This window comes from Pseudoalteromonas sp. Bsw20308 (assembly GCF_000310105.2).
In the GTDB taxonomy this organism is placed as follows: Bacteria; Pseudomonadota; Gammaproteobacteria; order Enterobacterales; family Alteromonadaceae; genus Pseudoalteromonas; species Pseudoalteromonas fuliginea.
In genome coordinates, this window is record NZ_CP013139.1 from 399011 (window position 1) to 417343 (window position 18333).

Annotated in this window: 13 protein-coding genes; 8 read left to right on the top strand and 5 right to left on the bottom strand. The window is 39.1% G+C overall.

The window, feature by feature from the left end; genetic code table 11:
• Positions 1 to 245: 245 nt before the first annotated feature.
• From D172_RS18995 to D172_RS19015, 5 genes are all read right to left on the bottom strand, one after another.
• Positions 246 to 4625, bottom strand: coding sequence for a di-heme oxidoredictase family protein (locus D172_RS18995; RefSeq protein WP_007375536.1), 4380 nt, complete (start codon positions 4623 to 4625; stop codon positions 246 to 248).
• 422 nt (positions 4626 to 5047) lie between these two features.
• Entirely contained in the window at positions 5048 to 5656 is a 609-nt protein-coding gene (locus D172_RS19000; protein WP_007375535.1) for a PqiC family protein, read from the bottom strand.
• Positions 5656 to 7311: an intermembrane transport protein PqiB gene (gene pqiB / locus D172_RS19005; protein WP_007375534.1), complete on the bottom strand. Its 1656-nt coding sequence runs from the start codon at positions 7309 to 7311 to the stop codon at positions 5656 to 5658. The genes D172_RS19000 and pqiB overlap by 1 nt, the downstream gene beginning before the upstream one ends.
• Positions 7308 to 8474 (bottom strand): paraquat-inducible protein A, encoded by a 1167-nt coding sequence (locus D172_RS19010; protein ID WP_007375533.1) that lies wholly within the window; start codon positions 8472 to 8474, stop codon positions 7308 to 7310. Before D172_RS19010 ends, pqiB begins: the two co-directional genes overlap by 4 nt.
• Positions 8475 to 8658: 184 nt before the next feature.
• Complete coding sequence (locus tag D172_RS19015; protein WP_007375532.1) at positions 8659 to 9474, bottom strand: thioesterase family protein; 816 nt, start codon at positions 9472 to 9474, stop codon at positions 8659 to 8661.
• Positions 9475 to 9715: 241 nt separating this feature from the next.
• Between D172_RS19015 and dnaK the strand changes: the two genes are divergently transcribed.
• The 8 genes from dnaK to D172_RS19055 all read left to right on the top strand — a co-directional run bounded on the left by dnaK (position 9716) and on the right by D172_RS19055 (position 18232).
• A complete protein-coding gene (dnaK, locus tag D172_RS19020; RefSeq protein WP_007375531.1) occupies positions 9716 to 11632 on the top strand; it encodes a molecular chaperone DnaK in 1917 nt (638 codons plus the stop codon).
• 200 nt (positions 11633 to 11832) lie between these two features.
• Complete coding sequence (gene dnaJ, locus D172_RS19025) at positions 11833 to 12972, top strand: molecular chaperone DnaJ (RefSeq protein WP_007375530.1); 1140 nt, start codon at positions 11833 to 11835, stop codon at positions 12970 to 12972.
• 99 nt (positions 12973 to 13071) lie between these two features.
• Positions 13072 to 13533, top strand: coding sequence for a Cys-tRNA(Pro) deacylase (ybaK, locus tag D172_RS19030; protein WP_007375529.1), 462 nt, complete (start codon positions 13072 to 13074; stop codon positions 13531 to 13533).
• 123 nt (positions 13534 to 13656) lie between these two features.
• Positions 13657 to 14061, top strand: coding sequence for a DUF1761 domain-containing protein (locus tag D172_RS19035; protein WP_007375528.1), 405 nt, complete (start codon positions 13657 to 13659; stop codon positions 14059 to 14061).
• Between the two features lie 42 nt (positions 14062 to 14103).
• A complete protein-coding gene (locus D172_RS19040; RefSeq protein WP_007375527.1) occupies positions 14104 to 14355 on the top strand; it encodes a hypothetical protein in 252 nt (83 codons plus the stop codon).
• A gap of 150 nt (positions 14356 to 14505) precedes the next feature.
• Entirely contained in the window at positions 14506 to 14769 is a 264-nt protein-coding gene (locus D172_RS19045; RefSeq protein ID WP_007375526.1) for a CBU_0592 family membrane protein, read from the top strand.
• Between the two features lie 375 nt (positions 14770 to 15144).
• Complete coding sequence (locus tag D172_RS19050; RefSeq protein WP_033023021.1) at positions 15145 to 16875, top strand: sensor histidine kinase; 1731 nt, start codon at positions 15145 to 15147, stop codon at positions 16873 to 16875.
• Positions 16868 to 18232 (top strand): sigma-54-dependent transcriptional regulator, encoded by a 1365-nt coding sequence (locus D172_RS19055; RefSeq protein WP_007375524.1) that lies wholly within the window; start codon positions 16868 to 16870, stop codon positions 18230 to 18232. The genes D172_RS19050 and D172_RS19055 overlap by 8 nt, the downstream gene beginning before the upstream one ends.
• Positions 18233 to 18333: the final 101 nt, after the last annotated feature.

Consider the following 18333-nt stretch of genomic DNA (forward strand, 5'->3'; position numbering starts at 1 on the left):
ATTCATACGCTATTGTTTTAGTGAATAAAAAATTTATAGACAGCAGTGTTCAACCCTTTAAATTTGAGGCCGTGTTTTATGTATCAAAGTGATTTGTTTAATCTTATAAATAAATGATGCAACGGGGGAGGGTTTACAGAGATTTAGTTAAATAGAAGTGAATGATTACGCAGTGGATGATTGAATAGCGAAACATTCACATCAGTAATTTATACTGATGTGAATGTCGTTCTTATTGCGATGTCTTATAGTGAGTTTAAAAACGCCAACAAGGCTGAGCGTCTTGTATTACTCAGAGATTCATAAGCAATACGTGATTGCTCTGCTTCTCCACCGTGCCACATGATCGCCTCATTAATAGTACGTGCACGGCCATCATGAAGGTAGTTTGCGTCAGGTGTGCACACGTCGTCACCTTGATAACCTGTTGGATTAGTTACTCCTGCGGTTACACATGCGGATAAACCAAGGCCCCAAAGTGGTGCTGTGCGCCACTCTGCACCGGTTGCATTTCCGCCACCTAAGTTATCAGCTAGACCTTCACCCATATCATGGAGTAATAAGTCAGTAAATGGGCGAATAGTTTGACTGCGAAGCTCTGCGTGTACAGCAAATTCACTGGTTTTCATTGTGCTTCTATGACAGCTTTCACAACCCGTTTCGTTGAAGATCGTTTCACCTAATATTACACTTGAATCATCAAGATCGCGCTGTGCACGAACACCTAATAAAGAAACATATTTAACTAAATCATTTAGGTGTTCATCAGCAAGCTCACTGCCTGTATTATTTCCACAGGTTGTTTGCTCTGGCCCACAATCAGGAGTTGGCAATACCGATGTCATTACACCCATATCTGTATTTAATGCGCCAGCAACTTGATGCATAATACTTGTTGCATTACCTTTATAACCAAATCGTCCTAAACGCGTTTCGCCTGTTATAGGGTCAGTGGATAAACGAGCTTTGCCAGAGATGCCATCTCCATTAAGATCTGCTTCATCTTCACGTTCTAATATTGTCTCTTCACTTATTGCTTCGAGTAAGCCTAAACCGACTAGTTGTGGTGCTAAGCGAGCAGAAAAACGTGCAGGTCGACCTTTTGAGAACTCATAATTAGGTGAGCGCAAGCCATTATTTTCAGTCCATGAAGCAATTTTAACTGTACCTTCACCTAAAGCTGAATTAATACCAATATTGTTAGATTGTAAAATATATCCACGAAGAGGATCTGGTTGGCCATTTTCGTCTGCAATTGCAAACACCCATTTATCTAATGGTTCGCCTACATCAGCAACAGAGGCACGGCCATTTCGTTGATGGCAACCAGCACAAGATGCATTTACGTAGTTCGGCCCCGCTTTACCTGCGAGTTCAGCGAAAATACCATTTTCAACGCTTTCATCATGGCCACCTGTTTTAAAATTAGTGTGATGAACACGACGACCTTTAACAAATGTTTGACCATTAATATTCGATAAATTAGTTGCCATTTGCATAAAGTGATTGTCAGACTCCGCAGTATAATTGTATGGTAAAGTAGTACCGCCACCTAAACGGCCATGTTCTGCAATAGGGTATGAATCTTCGCGTTCTGATGTTGAATCTTCAAATTCACCCACTGTTTTCCATGGTACAAGACCTTCACCTATAATGTACAAATAGGTTGTGCCGTAATAATTTTCACGCCCCTCTGGTACACCGTCTAGAAACTGACTTACTTCAAATTCCATCCGTTGACCCACAGCCAATGGGATATTATCAGATGCTGACCAGTTTAAAGGGCGGTAACGATCAATAACTAAATGGTAACGGTATTGATCGCCATCATTACTTATTTTATTAAAGTTATGATCGTAACTGCCGTTATCTAATTCAACAACATTACCCCCTAAATTACCATGGTATTCAGCAACTGTATTTAAACCGCGATACCAAGCTCTAAGTTCTTTTGCGCCTAATTTCCATTCAGTAATAAAAGTAATTTCAATAGTTGAGCCACCTTTAGCTACGTAGTCAGCAAGCTCAAACTGTGCTGTTCGATGCGCCCAATAGTGTGATAAATAATGATCGTAGGCTTGAAATTGGTCCTCTTTTGCATGACGATCGCGCCCACGATCGGCAAAGCGAGTCACTAATGCATCGCCTCTGTCGAATGATATGGCTTGCTCAAGTACCGTATTGGCATTAAATAAAGGAACAATACTCGTTAAATCTGTATTAAGAGGATTGTCAGCGCCGCCACCGTTGTTAGTGAACGCAGTGCTACTAAATACTAAGTTAAACCAAGGTGACGTTTTTACTCTGTAATCACTGTCTAAATATGTAAAAGAGTAAATAATCTGATCGCCATCATTTAGCCCAGTAAGGCTTCTTGTGTTATTATTACCATTGTTGGCCATTCTGAAATTACGCTGTGTACCTTCATTGACAAAATAATGTACATCAGCCCAATCAGGTAAATTAACAACAAAATCTAGTGAACTTTGCGAGGTGATTTCAATATCTAAGATATTGGTTTGTATGATTTTACAACCAGCTTCATCGACAACTGAACCTGGTAGAGTATCGGTGCATTGATCTTGAGCATCAAGTACTCCATCATTATCACTATCAATAACAGTATCGATTATCTCTGGTTCTATAAGCGTCAACTCTAGCCAATTAAAGTTAAAACTTCCGCTTTGTGCTGTAATAGTTAATGTATGTTGCGATGCTTCTAGTTCTACTGTATTTAAAAACAATGTTTCATATTCATGCCAACCTTCAGTAGCTGTAACACCGGTTGCAATAGCTTCACCATCAATAGATAACGTAAAGCTACCCGTTATTGCAGAAGCAACGCGGGCATTGATATCGTATGTACCTGCACCTAAATTTAGTGTGTAATCAAGAAATTCTTCTGGTTCTATCCATCCAACATTGTAGCCACCGCCTTGATCTGTTGTTGTTCGTATGTCAACAGCATCATCACGGTATTCACCACCAATATTTATCGGCGTCTTATCATAGTAGTTAGTGTAATCCTCAGCTTCAATGCGCACACTTTGTGCAGTTATTATGTGGCAGCCGTTATTATCAACATTTTTACCAGGCTGGGTATTAGGGCAAATATCATTAGTATCTAATACACCGTCATTATCAGTGTCATCTTGGTTAGAAGTTGTATTACCACCTAACCACACTATGTCATCTATCGCCATTTCAAAGGGGGCTTTGGGTAAATCATTATCAAGACTTGTAATATAAAAAAGGCCTTTTAATGATTGCAGTGCAATTAATTCACCACGCAATTCATTAACAGGAATATTCACTGTAGACCATTGACCATCTCGAATTAACCCATAATGTTCTTCATTAGCTGGAAATTCGATCCAATTTATATTTGTATATGTATCTTCAATACCGATTTTAAACGATACGTCTGCTGGTATTTTAATTTTAAAACTTAATACACCATCCTCTGTAAAGTTACTTAGATTTCTTACTTGGCGTGCTTGAACCCCTGCACCAAACCATTCATTTTCAGAGACATAATCCCACGAAATAACATTACCACCTTCAAATGGCGGTTCATCACCTGCAGTAATAGACTGCGTATTCCACACAAAAATGTCTGCATTTGTGCCTATTTCAAGTTGGTTGTTAGTTTCTATTGTGTCTGTGTATATGCCAAAGCTGCCATTTTCTGGAACTGTTTGATCACCAATAAATACTTCCCCTTGGCCATCTAATTCATACACTCGAACGTAATCTACGTACATTTTTGCCGGTTTTATAGCGGTGACTTGGTTGTTGGTTATGGCATCGGTAAAATTACCACCGACAGCTAAGTTCAATAGTAAATAAAAGGGAGCTTGAAACTCACTCGACTCATCAGTGATAGTAAAAGGTGCATCGAACATATCAATTTCAACGCCGTTATCTTCAACAGTGAAGCGTATTTGCGAGTCGGTCCAGTAAGTGCGATATGTTACAAAGCGGTTTGTTAATGGCTCATTTGATACGTGCGCATTATCGTTTTGCCAAGCAATGCTTGCAGCACATGTTGGATTACCATCACTACAGGCATCGTCGGTGTAAAAAATTAAGTTAGAGCCAACGTAGCTATTAATATCAGCCCCAGGAAAGCCTGCATCCACGCGTGCTTGTGCTTTGTGGCCCATTTCCATCATGTCTATTTCGCCTTTGGCAGGCCAAGATTGGTTTGTAGTGCCAAGTAACCATGCTGCTGGCCATAATCCAATACCTACATCGGGTACCATCATGCGCACTTCGATCATGCCATATTTTACAGCAATTTTATTGCTAGTTTGTACTTTACCAGAAGTAAAGGCATAACCATTACTTGCTTCATCTCGAGCTTCTAAAATGAGAGCCTTATTTCCCGCTTCATTGGGTATGTTATCAATGTATGCATTACTTTTAGCATACCATTGGAGCTCTTGATTCCCCCAACCACAGAGACCTTGGTCACACCCGTCTCCAACATCAACTGTCCATATTTCATCATCTAATGTGTTGAAATTCTCCTCCCAGATTAGATTTCCAATGGCAGCATTTGCGTGTATTGTTGGGCACAGCAAAAGGATTGCTAATCCTGTGAGTAGTATTTTCTTTTTCATATGGTAGTTCCTGATATCTCTACTATTAAACAAATCATTAGTAAAAGTAGACGCAATAAATTTAAAAAAGCGCTGTCTTTTTGCTACAAAAATAGATAACTAACTCATTAAATTAAATGTGTTCGAAATTTAATTGTGAACAAAGTATTTTGCTTTTTGGTTTACCTGCTACTATTTAATGATTTTTTATTGGTACTATTGTATTGGTTTAAGTGGGTTTGTACGTGCTTATGGGTTGTTTTTGGTGTTGGTGAGGATGATATAAAATAGGTACAATTTTGTCATTATAAATTTAATACAAAAGAGCCTTACGATATATTTAATAAAAAAGTAAAAAAGGTGTTGCTAGAGCACCATCACGATCAGGCTAACGAAGTAAACTACGCACCAGAAGAAAAATTGAAGATATATTTTGAGGTTGATTAAAAATTCGATTGGCCAATTTTTTTAGCAATATCTAAATTGATGTTTAGCCATATTTTTTCAAGCGTTGATACCAAACCGTCATAGCCGTCATCATCAATAGGCACTATGTTTGAAAAATTATGAATACTTACAAGACGTCGTCCGGTTTCTGGATGTGTATAGTACAAGCGCCAGAGCCCCGAAATATCGGCGTTACCTTGCATATCGCCATTAAAGTGGTGAATCTCGTATTCAAGTTCATAAAATGTTTGTTGATCAAGTTCAGTAATGACTGGTAAGCCTTTTATTACCATCCAGTTAGGCATAGCATTAAAGAGTGTTTGCTGGGCTGTGGCAGTAAGCATTACATCCGGCGATTCGCCCCACAGGTTGTAATTTGCAGCATGAATTTGGTTGCTATCTATTTTCATAGCAATGCCCAAATTATTTAAAGCGCCTCTGAGTACAACAGTTTGTATTCTTAGTTGCGCATCTGTATCCGCAATGTTGCGAGACGAAGCGCCTATTGGCTGTTCAAACTGGTAATACTGTGTCGCAGTTTGTATTGATGAACTACAACCTGACAATAGTAATAATAAACTTGCAGTTAAAAATAACGATCTCATTATTGCTTCCTTGGTTTTGGATCTGCGGGTAATGATTTATCAAAAATTAGCATATTAGGTTGCTCGTTCAAACCACGAGTAAGCGGTTGTAACCCTTCACTTAAACGTTTAAATTCTTTTAATGTTTGCTGTATTTGATGATGAAGTTCAGAACCGGCTTGGTAACTGGCCATTGTTTTGTCGAATTGACGCATGGTTACTTCAAATTGCACCATACTTTTTGTCATTTTCTCAAAATTACGGTTAAAGTCACCCGGTAAATTTTGTGTGTCTTTTTGGCTCAGTAGCTCTCGCATTTCATTAGCAAGCGCTCGATAGTCAGTAAATGTCGCTTGCATTTGCGCTAAGCTATCTTCAATTTTTAAGTCATTAACTTTATTGAGTACATCAGATACTTGATCTGCCAATACGGTTATACCGCTGGAAATACTTGGAAAAACATCATATTGAACAAGTTTGCCTAAATGCGCTGCGGGTGCGTCGGGATATATATCAAAATCAACATACACCGCACCCGTTAATAAATTGCCGGGCTTTAATGAAGCGCGCATCCCACTTTCAATCCAGCCTTTTAAACTACCTTGCCAATATTCTTTAGCTGAAGCACTGTCATGATACAAACGTCCGTATTCTACTTTTATAAGTACCGGAACAGCCGTATTGTGGTTTCTAAAGTGAGCGGGCTTACCGTTAACAATTACATTAGCAGGGGCTTCTACAACAGTCCCTACACGCATACCTCTATATTCTACAGGCGCTCCTGTGCGCAACCCTCTAACGGATTGTTCAAATTCAATTAGGTAGTAATCAAAGTCGTAAAAGCGCTCTTCTAACGCTTCTTTATAGCTTTGGCTTAATGAAAAGCTATGCCCATCTTGTGCTATTTCACCCGGGGCCTGTTGCTCGGGTAACCCAACAGAAACACCGCCTTTTAAAAGTTTGCTTAAAGAGCCAGTATTTATATTAATACCGTCTGCAGAGAGGTCAATTTCAATACCCGCGTTCACCCAAAAAATAGAATTCATAGTGATGAGGTTTTGATAAGGTTCTTTAATAAAAACGCCATACTTCATTGCTTGGTTTTCCCAATCAAAAGTAGCGGTTTCTATTTGCCCTATTTTATAATTTTTGAAAAATATACCGGTGCTTACATCAAGTACTTCAGCGTTATAACTAAGGAGTTTAAAGCGACCGCCTTTAACGTCTTTACCGATAAGTGCGGGTTCATCTTGGAGCGTAAACCTTTCTTTTAGCTCTTTACTTTCTCCTGGAGAAAACTCTAAATAAACACCTGATAAAAGAGTACTCATACCACTAATGCCTGTTTCATCAATGCGAGGTTTAACGACCCAAATTTTTGCATCATCGGTTAATAAGTTATTGTAATTTTTATCTATTTGTGCACGAGCAATAACACTGTCTTGTGTGTCAGATAAACGAATATGATCGATTTGACCTATTTTTACACTGCGTACTTTTATTTCCGTTTTACCTGCAATGATACCTTCGGCTTGTGGCATTTCGATAAAAATAGTAGGGCCTTTATTTGCTTGATACTGATATAGCATCCACATGCCCACTAAAAGCGCAATTGCCGGAATGATCCAGATGGCGGAAATCTTCGGTTCTTTTGTTATTTCAGCAGTTTCGGTCATGCTTTATTCTCTGATATCTTATTTTTAGGTGAATCCCACAACAGTCGTGGGTCAAAGGCATGGGCAGCCATCATTTGGCATAATACCATAACTGTAAAAAATACAATGCCAAGACCTGGAGTTACCGACATTAAATTACCAAGCTGTACCAAGGCAACTAAAATAGCAACGACAAATACATCTATCATTGACCATTTTCCAATAAACTCAGTCAGTTGATAAATTCGAGTATAACTTTTTGTATGCCGATTTGCAGGCTTTGTAACCATAATACATAAAAAGCTCAGCACAAACGCTTTAGCAAGCGGTACAACCACACTGGCTAAAAATATAATGGCAGCAATGGGATAGGAACCACTCTTCCAAAGTGTAATTACACCACCAATTAATGTAGAGGGGGATTCATCACCTAAACTAGTGGTATGCATTATTGGTAAAACATTAGCAGGAATATAGCAAATAACAGAGGTTATTAACCATGCAGTTGCTTTTTGTACACTATAAGGGTTTCTGATGTGTGTTTTAGTGTGGCAACGCTGGCATATATCACCGGTGCATAGTTGGTGGCATACATGGCAGGCTTTAATATTTTCATCAATTGCGCGTTTTGCGTTATCAGCGCCTTCGAGTAATTTTACAGGCTTAATTTGAGCCCATAAACGCGGGCGATTTAAGTGAACAAGTGCTGCTATATATAAAATAACAAACCCTACATAAGCCCAAAAACTTGCCCCAAAGCTAATATCAGCCAGCGACATAATTTTAACCATACTGACCAGCACACCGATTAAAAATATTTCTGACATAATCCAAGGCTCTAACGCAAGGGTGAATTTCAATAACCGCCTTGCTATGCCTTCGGGCAATGTTTTTAATACCCCTAAGTGCAGAGGGATCAAAATAAGGAGTAAACCCATAGGCAGGGCAATAATACTAAGATCAATAAATAAGCCGAGTAGTTCGCTATCGTAATTAAATAAAATTCGTGCGGCATCGGGTAGAGTAATTGTTTGAGTAATGCCGCTACTGCTAAATGAAATGAAAGGGTAAAACATGCTGCTTAGCAACATTAACAAAGCGCTAAAACTCAGTGCAACAATACGGCTGTCGTGATTCACATCGGCTTCGCAAAGTTTATGATGGCAATGTGGGCATATCGCCATTTGTTTCGCGATTATGCGAGGTATGTCTATGATCAGATCGCAGCAGGGGCAGATAGTTTGCAATTTAATACCAGGCAAGAAGAATGTTTGTCCAATTTTGCAATATTTAATGCATTAATACAACGCGAACAGTGAATAAGCCTTTAAAAGCCAAACACTTTAATATTGTTTGGCTTTAGGGCTTTTAGTCAAATAACGCCACCGTTTGGCGTGTAAGGGCTATTAACTCCCCTGATTGTGACCAAATACAGCCATCTTCTAAACCATAACCATCTTTTGAATGATGAGTGATTGCTTCAAAGCCAAGCCATTCGCCAGGTGTTAAGTTTGGTTCTTGCACAAACTCTAAGTACCAAGACATGCTACTAGCTGGAGCGGGTTGTTTAAACATTTGTAATAACGTAGGTGGCCATGCATCTGTTAATGCAATAACGTGCGCTTCTGTTATTTGCTCTGGGGTGTGCTTAAAGCGCATCCAGCCCCCTAAGTGAGAAGTTTCTGCGCTGCTAAATGGCATAGCGCCTTGTTGTGGGCATAAATCAACATGCTGAAAAAACTCAGGCATCTGGTCTTTAACAAAAGGGAGTGTATAGCGCTCGTCTACCGGTTTTAACCCTAAAGATTTCGAAACGGGCACATTAACACCCGACTCTCTACTTTTAGCAAAACATGCTTGTACGATAACGCACACTTGTTCATTTTGAATGGCTTTGGCAAGTACTTGTGTACTACTTTTACCTTGTCGTAGTATTTCTACTGATAAAGAAAAGGGAGTATCGGCAAGCAATGGTCCTACAAAATTAGTGCTAAGAGAAAGTAGACGACGATCACTTGCAACCTTACCTCTGATTGCTTGATACAACAGTGCGGCTGATAGCCCACCAAAAGCAGTTCTGCCTTGGCACCAGTTTTCTGGAAATTGCATTGTGCTAGTTAATTGTTCGGTATTGTCTGAACTTCCAATTTTTGAAGCTTGGAGAAGTAATTGTTCAAAATGCATGAAGATGTCCTTTTAAAGTGCGATTTAATAAATTTATAACACAACCAAACTAGTCAGACCAGTAATTAAAAGCGCCTCTGGCGGTGTAAAAATCATCATTCCTTACAATTATTAGGGTTATTTTGTAAATAAATCATAAAAAATGAATTTTTTTTCATTTTTACAGTTGAAATAAGTTTGGCGCATCCCTATTTACTAAGTCATCGAACGTATTAACGAATATTGAAGTTGGAGAAGTTTCATGGGTAAAATTATTGGAATCGATTTAGGTACTACAAACTCTTGTGTTGCAGTACTTGATGGTGGCAAAGCACGTGTTATTGAAAACGCGGAAGGCGATCGCACAACCCCGTCTATTATTGCTTACACGCAAGACGGCGAAACATTAGTAGGTCAATCTGCTAAGCGTCAAGCGGTTACTAACCCGACAAACACATTATTTGCAATCAAGCGATTAATTGGTCGTCGTTTTGAAGACGAAGAAGTACAACGCGATATCGGCATCATGCCGTTTAAAATCATTAAAGCAGATAACGGCGATGCATGGGTAGAAGCGGGCGGCGAAAAACGTGCTGCACCACAAATTTCTGCTGAAGTACTGAAAAAAATGAAGAAAACAGCTGAAGACTTCTTAGGTGAAGAAGTAACTGAAGCCGTAATCACAGTACCTGCATACTTTAACGATTCACAACGTCAAGCAACGAAAGATGCTGGTCGTATTGCGGGTCTAGAAGTTAAACGTATTATCAATGAGCCAACTGCTGCGGCACTGGCTTACGGTATGGATAAAAACCGTGGCGAAAACATCGTTGCAGTATATGACTTAGGTGGCGGTACTTTCGATTTATCAATCATTGAAATTGATGAAGTTGAAGGCGAGCACACTTTTGAAGTACTTGCTACAAACGGCGACACTCACTTAGGTGGTGAAGATTTCGATAACCGTGTAATCAACTACCTAGTAGCTGAATTCAAGAAAGATCAAGGCTTAGACTTAAAAGCTGATCCTCTTGCAATGCAACGTGTTAAAGAAGCTGCTGAAAAAGCAAAAATTGAACTTTCATCTGCACAATCTACTGAAGTAAATCTTCCGTATGTAACTGCTGATGCATCTGGTCCTAAGCACATGAACGTGAAACTAACACGTGCTAAGCTTGAATCACTAGTTGAAGATTTAGTAACTAAGTCTCTAGAGCCACTTAAACGTGCACTTGCTGATGCTGATTTATCAGTAAGCGACATCAACGATATTATCCTTGTTGGTGGCCAAACACGTATGCCTTTAGTACAAAAAACAGTTGCTGATTTCTTCGGTAAAGAACCACGTAAAGACGTTAACCCTGATGAAGCAGTTGCAGTAGGCGCAGCGATTCAAGGTGGTGTACTTGCTGGTGACGTTAAAGATGTACTATTACTAGACGTTTCTCCATTATCTCTAGGTATTGAGACAATGGGTTCAGTAATGACTGCATTGATTGAGAAAAATACGACGATTCCTACTAAGAAATCGCAAACATTCTCAACCGCTGAAGATAACCAATCTGCTGTAACAATTCACGTGTTACAAGGTGAGCGTAAACGTTCAAGCGACAATAAATCTCTAGGTCAATTTAACCTAGAAGGTATTCGCCCAGCACAACGTGGTACACCGCAAATCGAAGTAACATTCGATGTTGATGCCGATGGTATCTTACATGTATCTGCGAAAGATAAAGATACAGGTAAAGAGCAAAAAATCACAATTCAAGCATCTTCAGGCTTAAGCGATGAAGAAGTTGAAAAAATGGTTCGTGATGCAGAAGCACATGCTGAGGACGATAAAAAGTTTGAAGAACTTGTAGCTGCTCGTAACCAAGCTGATGCTCTAGTACACGGTACTCGTAAGCAAATTGAAGAAGCTGGCGATGCATTACCAAATGAAGACAAAGAAGCGATTGAAGCGGCTGTTGTAGATTTAGAAGCGGCTATTAAGAGCGACAATAAAGAAGAGATTGAAGCTAAAACTCAAGCGCTTGCTGAAAAGTCTCAAAAACTGATGGAAATTGCTCAAGCGAAAGCGCAGCAAGGTTCAGCAGATGCAGGCGAGCAACAGCAATCAGCTAAGCAAGACGACGACGTTGTTGATGCAGAGTTCGAAGAAGTGAAAGACGACAAGTAATTGTTGCTAACGCTTCTCGCTAGCCAAAAACACTTAACTCAGTTGAGTGTTTAGGTTAGGATGAACAATTGAGGCGCGCGAGCAATAGCTTGTCGCGCCTTTTGCATGTGTTTAAGGTTCAAATTCAATGATAAATCGATGCGATTTATCGGTTTATCCAGCAGCTTACGCTGCAAATAGAAAAGAGTAGTGTGATAGATATGTCAAAACGCGATTATTACGAAGCCCTCGGCGTAAGCAAAGATGCGAGTGAGCGAGACATAAAAAAAGCGTATAAACGCTTAGCGATGAAATATCATCCAGATCGTACCGCAGGCGATAAAGATCTCGAAACAAAGTTTAAAGAGGTTAAAGAAGCCTACGAAATTTTAACCGATGCGCAAAAACGCCAAATGTATGACCAGCATGGTCATGCGGCATTTGAGCAAGGCGGCGGTGGTGGCCATGGTGGTTTCGGCGGCGGCCAAGGTGATTTCGGTGATGTATTTGGCGACGTATTTGGCGATATTTTTGGTGGCGGCGGTGGTCGACGTCAATCTCGTCAGCAACGAGGCTCTGACTTACGTTACAACATGGACTTAAGCTTAGAAGAAGCGGTTCGTGGTAAAGAAGTTGAAATTAAAGTACCTACATGGGTGGGTTGTGAGCCATGTGACGGCAGTGGTGCTAAAGCGGGTTCTAAACCTAAAACATGTACTACATGTCATGGTGCTGGCCAAGTGCAAATGCGCCAAGGTTTCTTTGCTGTGCAGCAAACATGTCCAACGTGTCAAGGACAAGGTCAGATTATTTCAGATCCTTGTAACAAGTGTCATGGTCAAGGCCGCGTAGAAAAAACCAAAACGCTTTCAGTTAAGATTCCAGCTGGCGTTGATACCGGTGACCGTATTCGCTTAACAGGTGAAGGCGAAGCCGGAATGCACGGCGCGCCATCTGGCGACTTGTACGTGCAGGTATCGGTTCGCGAGCATGAAATATTTGTACGTGAAGCGAATAACTTATATTGTGAAGTACCAATTAGCTTTACGACAGCAGGCCTTGGTGGCGAAATTCAGGTGCCGACACTTGATGGTCGTGCAAAACTTAAAATACCGTCTGAAACGCAAACGGGAAAAATGTTCCGTATGCGTGGCAAAGGTGTTAAGTCTGTACGCAGTGGTGCCCAAGGCGATCTAATTTGTAAAGTGGTAATCGAAACGCCAGTTAATTTGAACGAGCGTCAACGTGAACTACTGACTGAATTAGATGAAAGCATGGGCACAGATAGCTCTAAAAACCGTCCTAAAGAGCAAGGCTTTTTTGACGGTGTTAAAAAGTTTTTTGATGATTTAACTAAGTAAATTTAAATTATTATAAATAATGAAACGGCGCTTTTTAGCGTCGTTTTTTTTGCTTTAAATTTTATTTTTGTTACTGTTAATAAAAAATGATTAAGTATTATGACACCTGCAATCGATCTATTGAAAAAATCAAAAATCCCGTTTGATGTCTTAAGTTACGAGCACGACGCTAGCAATAGTCACTATGGGCTTGAAGCAGTTGAAAAGTTAAAGCTTAATAGCCATCAAGTATTTAAAACATTAGTGCTTGAAACACATGAAGGCGAATTAATTGTTGCAGTAACACCTGTTTCTCAACAAATTCATTTAAAGCAATTGGCAAAATTAGCCTCATCTAAAAAGGTGGCAATGGCGGCTGCACAAAAAGTACAAGCCAGTACGGGGTATATTTTAGGAGGGGTAAGTCCACTGGGACAAAAAAAACGCCTCGCTACCTACATTCATGGTAGTGCATCACAGTTTGAGCACGTATATGTAAGTGCAGGAAAACGCGGTTTAGAAGTGAAATTAATGACAACCGATCTTATTACATTAACTGGTGCAAAACTGGGGATATTTTAACTTTTTCTTTTTGACATTTACGGGGAGTCCATATAAGGCCCTAGTTTCCAGATTATGAGTTTGCCGCTTTAATAATTATTAACTACAGTCAAATAACCTCTCATGCATAAGTTATGGCAGTATATGAATTTTTCTGATGTTGATTATTTTGCGGTATTAATTGCCGCGCTCTCTTGTTTTATGCTTGGTGGCATTTGGTATTCAAATAGAATGTTTAAACAAGCTTGGCTTGAAAGTTGTGGTTTAACAGAGCTAGATTTGCAATCAGCAGATCCAAAATTAATTTTTGGAGGGAGCTTTTTATTATCTTTTATAGCCACTTTTTTGCTTGCATTGTTTCTAGGTGAAAACCCTAACGTTGGTGAAAGCGTAGGAACTGGATTTATTATCGGTGTATTTTGGGTTAGTAGTTCACTTGGGCTTAGTTATATTTTTGAGCAACGGCCGATGAAGCTGTTTTTAATTAATGGTAGTTTTCATATTTTACAATTTTCTTTAATGGGCCTAATTTTGGGTATTTGGCCTTAGTCTTGTTACACTTTAGGTATTACTTTGAATTAATGACTAATTATGGCTAAACCAAATAAAAAAGGGCCAACAAAAACGGTTGATATTTTTTGTTCTGCTTGTAAAACCCCCTTATTTAAGTATCGAAAGGGCGGTAAAGGAGCGCTTGTTAAATGTTTTATAGAACGTATTAGCCAAAATTTCACAAAAGAGCCCTGTATTTGCCCTAACTGTAATCGTCCTTTTGCAAGGCCTGCTGTGATAAGAGGGATACCCGCTTATAAAATTATTGGTGGTAAAGTTACATTTAAATAAGCATATTGCTTATACGGACATATGCCCTTGTTAGAATTTATCATCTTGATAGAATCGCCCGGTTTTGCTGTTTCAATGAATGAAAAAATACCCTCCCCACGGATCGGGCCAGTTTTTTGGGTTATTTAAAAATGGATAAAGGATAGTTTCGTGATAGCACTCTTATTTGACATCATAGGTATGACAGGTACTTTTTTAGTCGTTGGCTCATTCTTTTTACTGCAGCTAGGTAAAACATCTCCAACTAGCTTAATGTACAATATGATGAATTTAACGGGGGCCATTTTATTGTTGATCAGCCTTTGTTATAACTTTAACTTAGCCAGTTTTGTAATCGAAATATTCTGGATTGCAGCGTCATTAATTGGTTTATACAAATATGTTAAAAATCGAAGAGCTGTAACTGCAAGCTAATTTAGCGAATAGATAATGCTCTATATCAATCTGCAATAATACGTTATCAATTTAAGGGATGAAGCCTGAGGCTAACAGAAGTCAAAACTTCTGATTTACAACGCCATGGATGCAGTAGATAAAGCAATGCAGAAGTTATTGCTGGGAACAACGAAATAACGAATTTTTACCTTGTTATCGGCAATGTTTCCTACCTCAAAATAGATAACTTAATGAAGTGAATTGGTATAATAAAAATCACCGTGAATATTTTTGTTTGCGGTGATTTTTTGTTTTTACTCGCTCTGATTTTTGTTAACAAAAGTTTATATCGCTATGGCTAATAAGCCGTTAAACTAGGTTCTTTAAATTCATCAGGTTATTTTGTGGGTCAGTATGTTTTCTCTTTCTAAAAGAATCATTATTACTTGTATATTACCCATATTTATTTTGTTGATATCATTTTTTCTCGGACGAACTCATGATATTGAGCAAGCAAACCTTCAGGCTGAACGCCAAGTTACTCAATTAAATAATTATATTGATACTGAACTTGCACGCTTTTCTGCGATCCCAGAGTTATTAACTTATAATGAGTTGATGATAAGTTTTGTATCAGGATCACCACAACATTATAGCGCAATTAATAATTATCTAGCTGATATTCAGCAAGCCAGCGGTGCGTCTGACATCTTTGTGTTGGATACGCAAGGTGATGTTATTGCAAGTAGTAATTGGCAGACTGATTACACTTTTTTGGGCAGTAACTATGCTTTTAGACCCTATTTTAAACGTGCTTTTACGGATGATAAAGTGGCCTATTTTGCACTTGGTATACGTTCAAATAAACGAGGCATATATTTTTCACAAGCAGTTTATAGTGATAATAAAGCCATTGGAGTAGTGGTTCTAAAAGTTAATGTAAGTAAGTTCGAAAATGATAGAGAGTTGCTAAACACGTCGAAGGGGAGCCATTTTTATTTACAACTTCCCGATCACGTTATTGCCATGTCTGATATTGAACAGTGGCGTTTGAATAGCTTTACTCAGCTCGGAATTACTGCAAAGCAGGAGATTAAATCTAGCCGTTCTTATCTGGATCATCAACCGATATACATAAAGCAGTATCAGTCTCAGAGCCAAGGTACGACGCAATTTAAAATTGATAAACAGCGATATGTTTCGTCCTCAATGAAACTCAATAACTTTAACGCCACAATGCATATTCTTGTCGATGTATCAAAGGTCGATAGCGCACAAATATCGCGCTTATTTTGGGTTATTATTATCTACAGTTTTCTAATTATTATTGGGTATAGCTTATTAGCTCGTTTTGCTGGATATAAAAAATTACTTTATTCAAGGCATAGTCTTGAGCAAAAAGTAATAGAGCGTACCCAAACGCTTGAAAAGGTACAAACGGCTTTAGTGCAATCAGCTAAACTGGCTACTATAGGGCAGCTGAGTGCTGGTATAAATCATGAAATAAACCAACCTCTTAGTGCAATTAATACATACCTAGCAAGTGCTAAGCGGCTATTAGCAAAAGGTAATTACGAAGCCTTAAGTCAAAGTTTGGTTATTATTGAAGGGCTAGTTGAGCGAGTGCATAAAATTGTGGGGCAGCTGAAACACTTTAGTAAACCATCAGGGATGCAATTAAGACCATACCCGCTTGCTGCGCTTGTTAATAATGCATTAATGATTTCTAGCGCGCAGTTAAAGCAAGACAATGTGCAGGTGCAGCCCCCGCAATTTGATGAAGCAGTCATCGTCTGGGTTGATGCTCTTAAGTTTGAACAAGTGCTGGTTAATTTAATTACCAATGCCAGCCAAGCTATGAATGGTGCTGTTGAACGTAATTTGACCTTCAATTTGGAGTGTTTTGAAGAACGCGTTAAATTCTCTATTTTAGACACCGGTTCGGGTATTGAACAACATGTATTTAGTCATTTATTTGAGCCCTTTTACAGCACTAAAGATAGCAAAGGTCTCGGTTTAGGGTTATCAATATCAAAACAGATTATTGATTCATTTAATGGCTCTTTAAGCGCACACAATAGATTGCAAGGTGGGGCTGAATTTATTATTAGTCTTTCAAGTAAGCAGGGGGATAAGCATGATTGATAGTTTGTTGTGTAAACACATTATAGTGATTGATGATGAAGCGATGATCAGAGATTCGCTAAAACAACTACTCACACTAGAAGGTTATACAGTAGAGTGTTTTAACGACGCAAGTACGGCTCTTAGTAAGCTTAGCCGACGGTATAATGGAATTGTGCTTAGCGATATTAATATGCCCACAATGAACGGTTTAACTTTACTCGAGCAAATCACAGCCTTTGACAGTGAGCTTCCTGTGATATTTTTAACCGGCTATGCCGACGTGTCCATTGCGGTAAAAGCGATGCAATTAGGGGCATACGATTTATTCGAAAAACCGCTGAACGAACACTTACTTGATTGTATTGCCAGAGCTTGTGATAAGCGCAGTCTTGTTATGGAAAATCGCGCATTAAAAGTGGTTGTGCAAAAAGCATCTGCGCCGGGTGTACGTATATTGGGGGATACGCCCAAAATGCAACATATGATGCATTTATTAAATACAGTAATAGATACGCCAACAGATATAATGATTGAAGGCGAAACCGGCACAGGAAAAGAGCTCGTAGCACGCTATTTACATGATCAGAGTATTCGTTCGAGTTGTAACTTTGTGGCGATTAACTGTGGGGCTGTACCAGAGCAATTAATAGAAAGTGAACTGTTTGGTGCAGCAAGTGGAGCATACACGGGTGCTACGCAAAGCCGTAAAGGTAAGTTTGAATATGCACAAGGTGGTACGGTCTTTTTAGATGAAATAGAAAGTACCCCAATGTCGCTGCAAGTTAAATTACTGCGCGTTTTAGAAGAGCGAAAAGTAACCCCTGTAGGTGATAACAAAGCCATTGATTTAGATATAAGAATTGTTGCAGCGACTAAAGTAGACTTACTGTCATTAGTTGAAAAGGGCGAGTTTAGAGCTGATTTATATTACAGGTTGAGCTTAGTTAAAGTTAATATCCCGCCATTACGTGATCGCAAAGCCGATATATTACTTTTGTTTAAGCATTTTAGTTCCATTGCTGCAACGCGCTATCACAAGCCTCCAGCACCCCTGAACAGCGAAATACAACAGCGCTTAGTTGCTTATGATTGGCCTGGTAATGTAAGAGAGCTCAGAAACCAAGCCGAACGTGCGGTATTACTTGGCGCCGAACTTGCCTTTACCGAGGTGAATACGCAGCAGTTTGGTGGATTATCTCCTGATTTGAGCTTATCAGAAAAAGTGGCTTTTTATGAGCAATCACTGATTGAATATGCGCTTGAGCAAAATCATGGAAGCATCAAAAATACCATGGAAACACTGCAAATTGCGCGTAAAACACTTTACGATAAAATGAGTAAATATAATCTCAATCGAGATATGTTTACGGAATAGTTGTGCGGATTTAGTGACAACATGTATTTCTAAGTGTGCGGTTAACCGCACACGCTTGTGTAAATAATAACAGCAATTTTTTTTAAGGTTATGAAAAAAAA

What these genes read in the sequence shown, in the direction of transcription:
- D172_RS19015 (WP_007375532.1), bottom strand. Translation starts at nt 9,474, where the DNA reads ATGCATTTTGAACAATTACTTCTCCAAGCTTCAAAAATTGGAAGTTCA.
- D172_RS18995 (WP_007375536.1), bottom strand. Translation starts at nt 4,625, where the DNA reads ATGAAAAAGAAAATACTACTCACAGGATTAGCAATCCTTTTGCTGTGC.
- ybaK (WP_007375529.1), top strand. Translation starts at nt 13,072, where the DNA reads ATGACACCTGCAATCGATCTATTGAAAAAATCAAAAATCCCGTTTGAT.
- D172_RS19040 (WP_007375527.1), top strand. Translation starts at nt 14,104, where the DNA reads ATGGCTAAACCAAATAAAAAAGGGCCAACAAAAACGGTTGATATTTTT.
- D172_RS19055 (WP_007375524.1), top strand. Translation starts at nt 16,868, where the DNA reads ATGATTGATAGTTTGTTGTGTAAACACATTATAGTGATTGATGATGAA.
- D172_RS19035 (WP_007375528.1), top strand. Translation starts at nt 13,657, where the DNA reads ATGAATTTTTCTGATGTTGATTATTTTGCGGTATTAATTGCCGCGCTC.
- dnaK (WP_007375531.1), top strand. Translation starts at nt 9,716, where the DNA reads ATGGGTAAAATTATTGGAATCGATTTAGGTACTACAAACTCTTGTGTT.
- D172_RS19010 (WP_007375533.1), bottom strand. Translation starts at nt 8,474, where the DNA reads ATGGCGATATGCCCACATTGCCATCATAAACTTTGCGAAGCCGATGTG.
- D172_RS19000 (WP_007375535.1), bottom strand. Translation starts at nt 5,656, where the DNA reads ATGAGATCGTTATTTTTAACTGCAAGTTTATTATTACTATTGTCAGGT.
- dnaJ (WP_007375530.1), top strand. Translation starts at nt 11,833, where the DNA reads ATGTCAAAACGCGATTATTACGAAGCCCTCGGCGTAAGCAAAGATGCG.
- pqiB (WP_007375534.1), bottom strand. Translation starts at nt 7,311, where the DNA reads ATGACCGAAACTGCTGAAATAACAAAAGAACCGAAGATTTCCGCCATC.
- D172_RS19050 (WP_033023021.1), top strand. Translation starts at nt 15,145, where the DNA reads ATGTTTTCTCTTTCTAAAAGAATCATTATTACTTGTATATTACCCATA.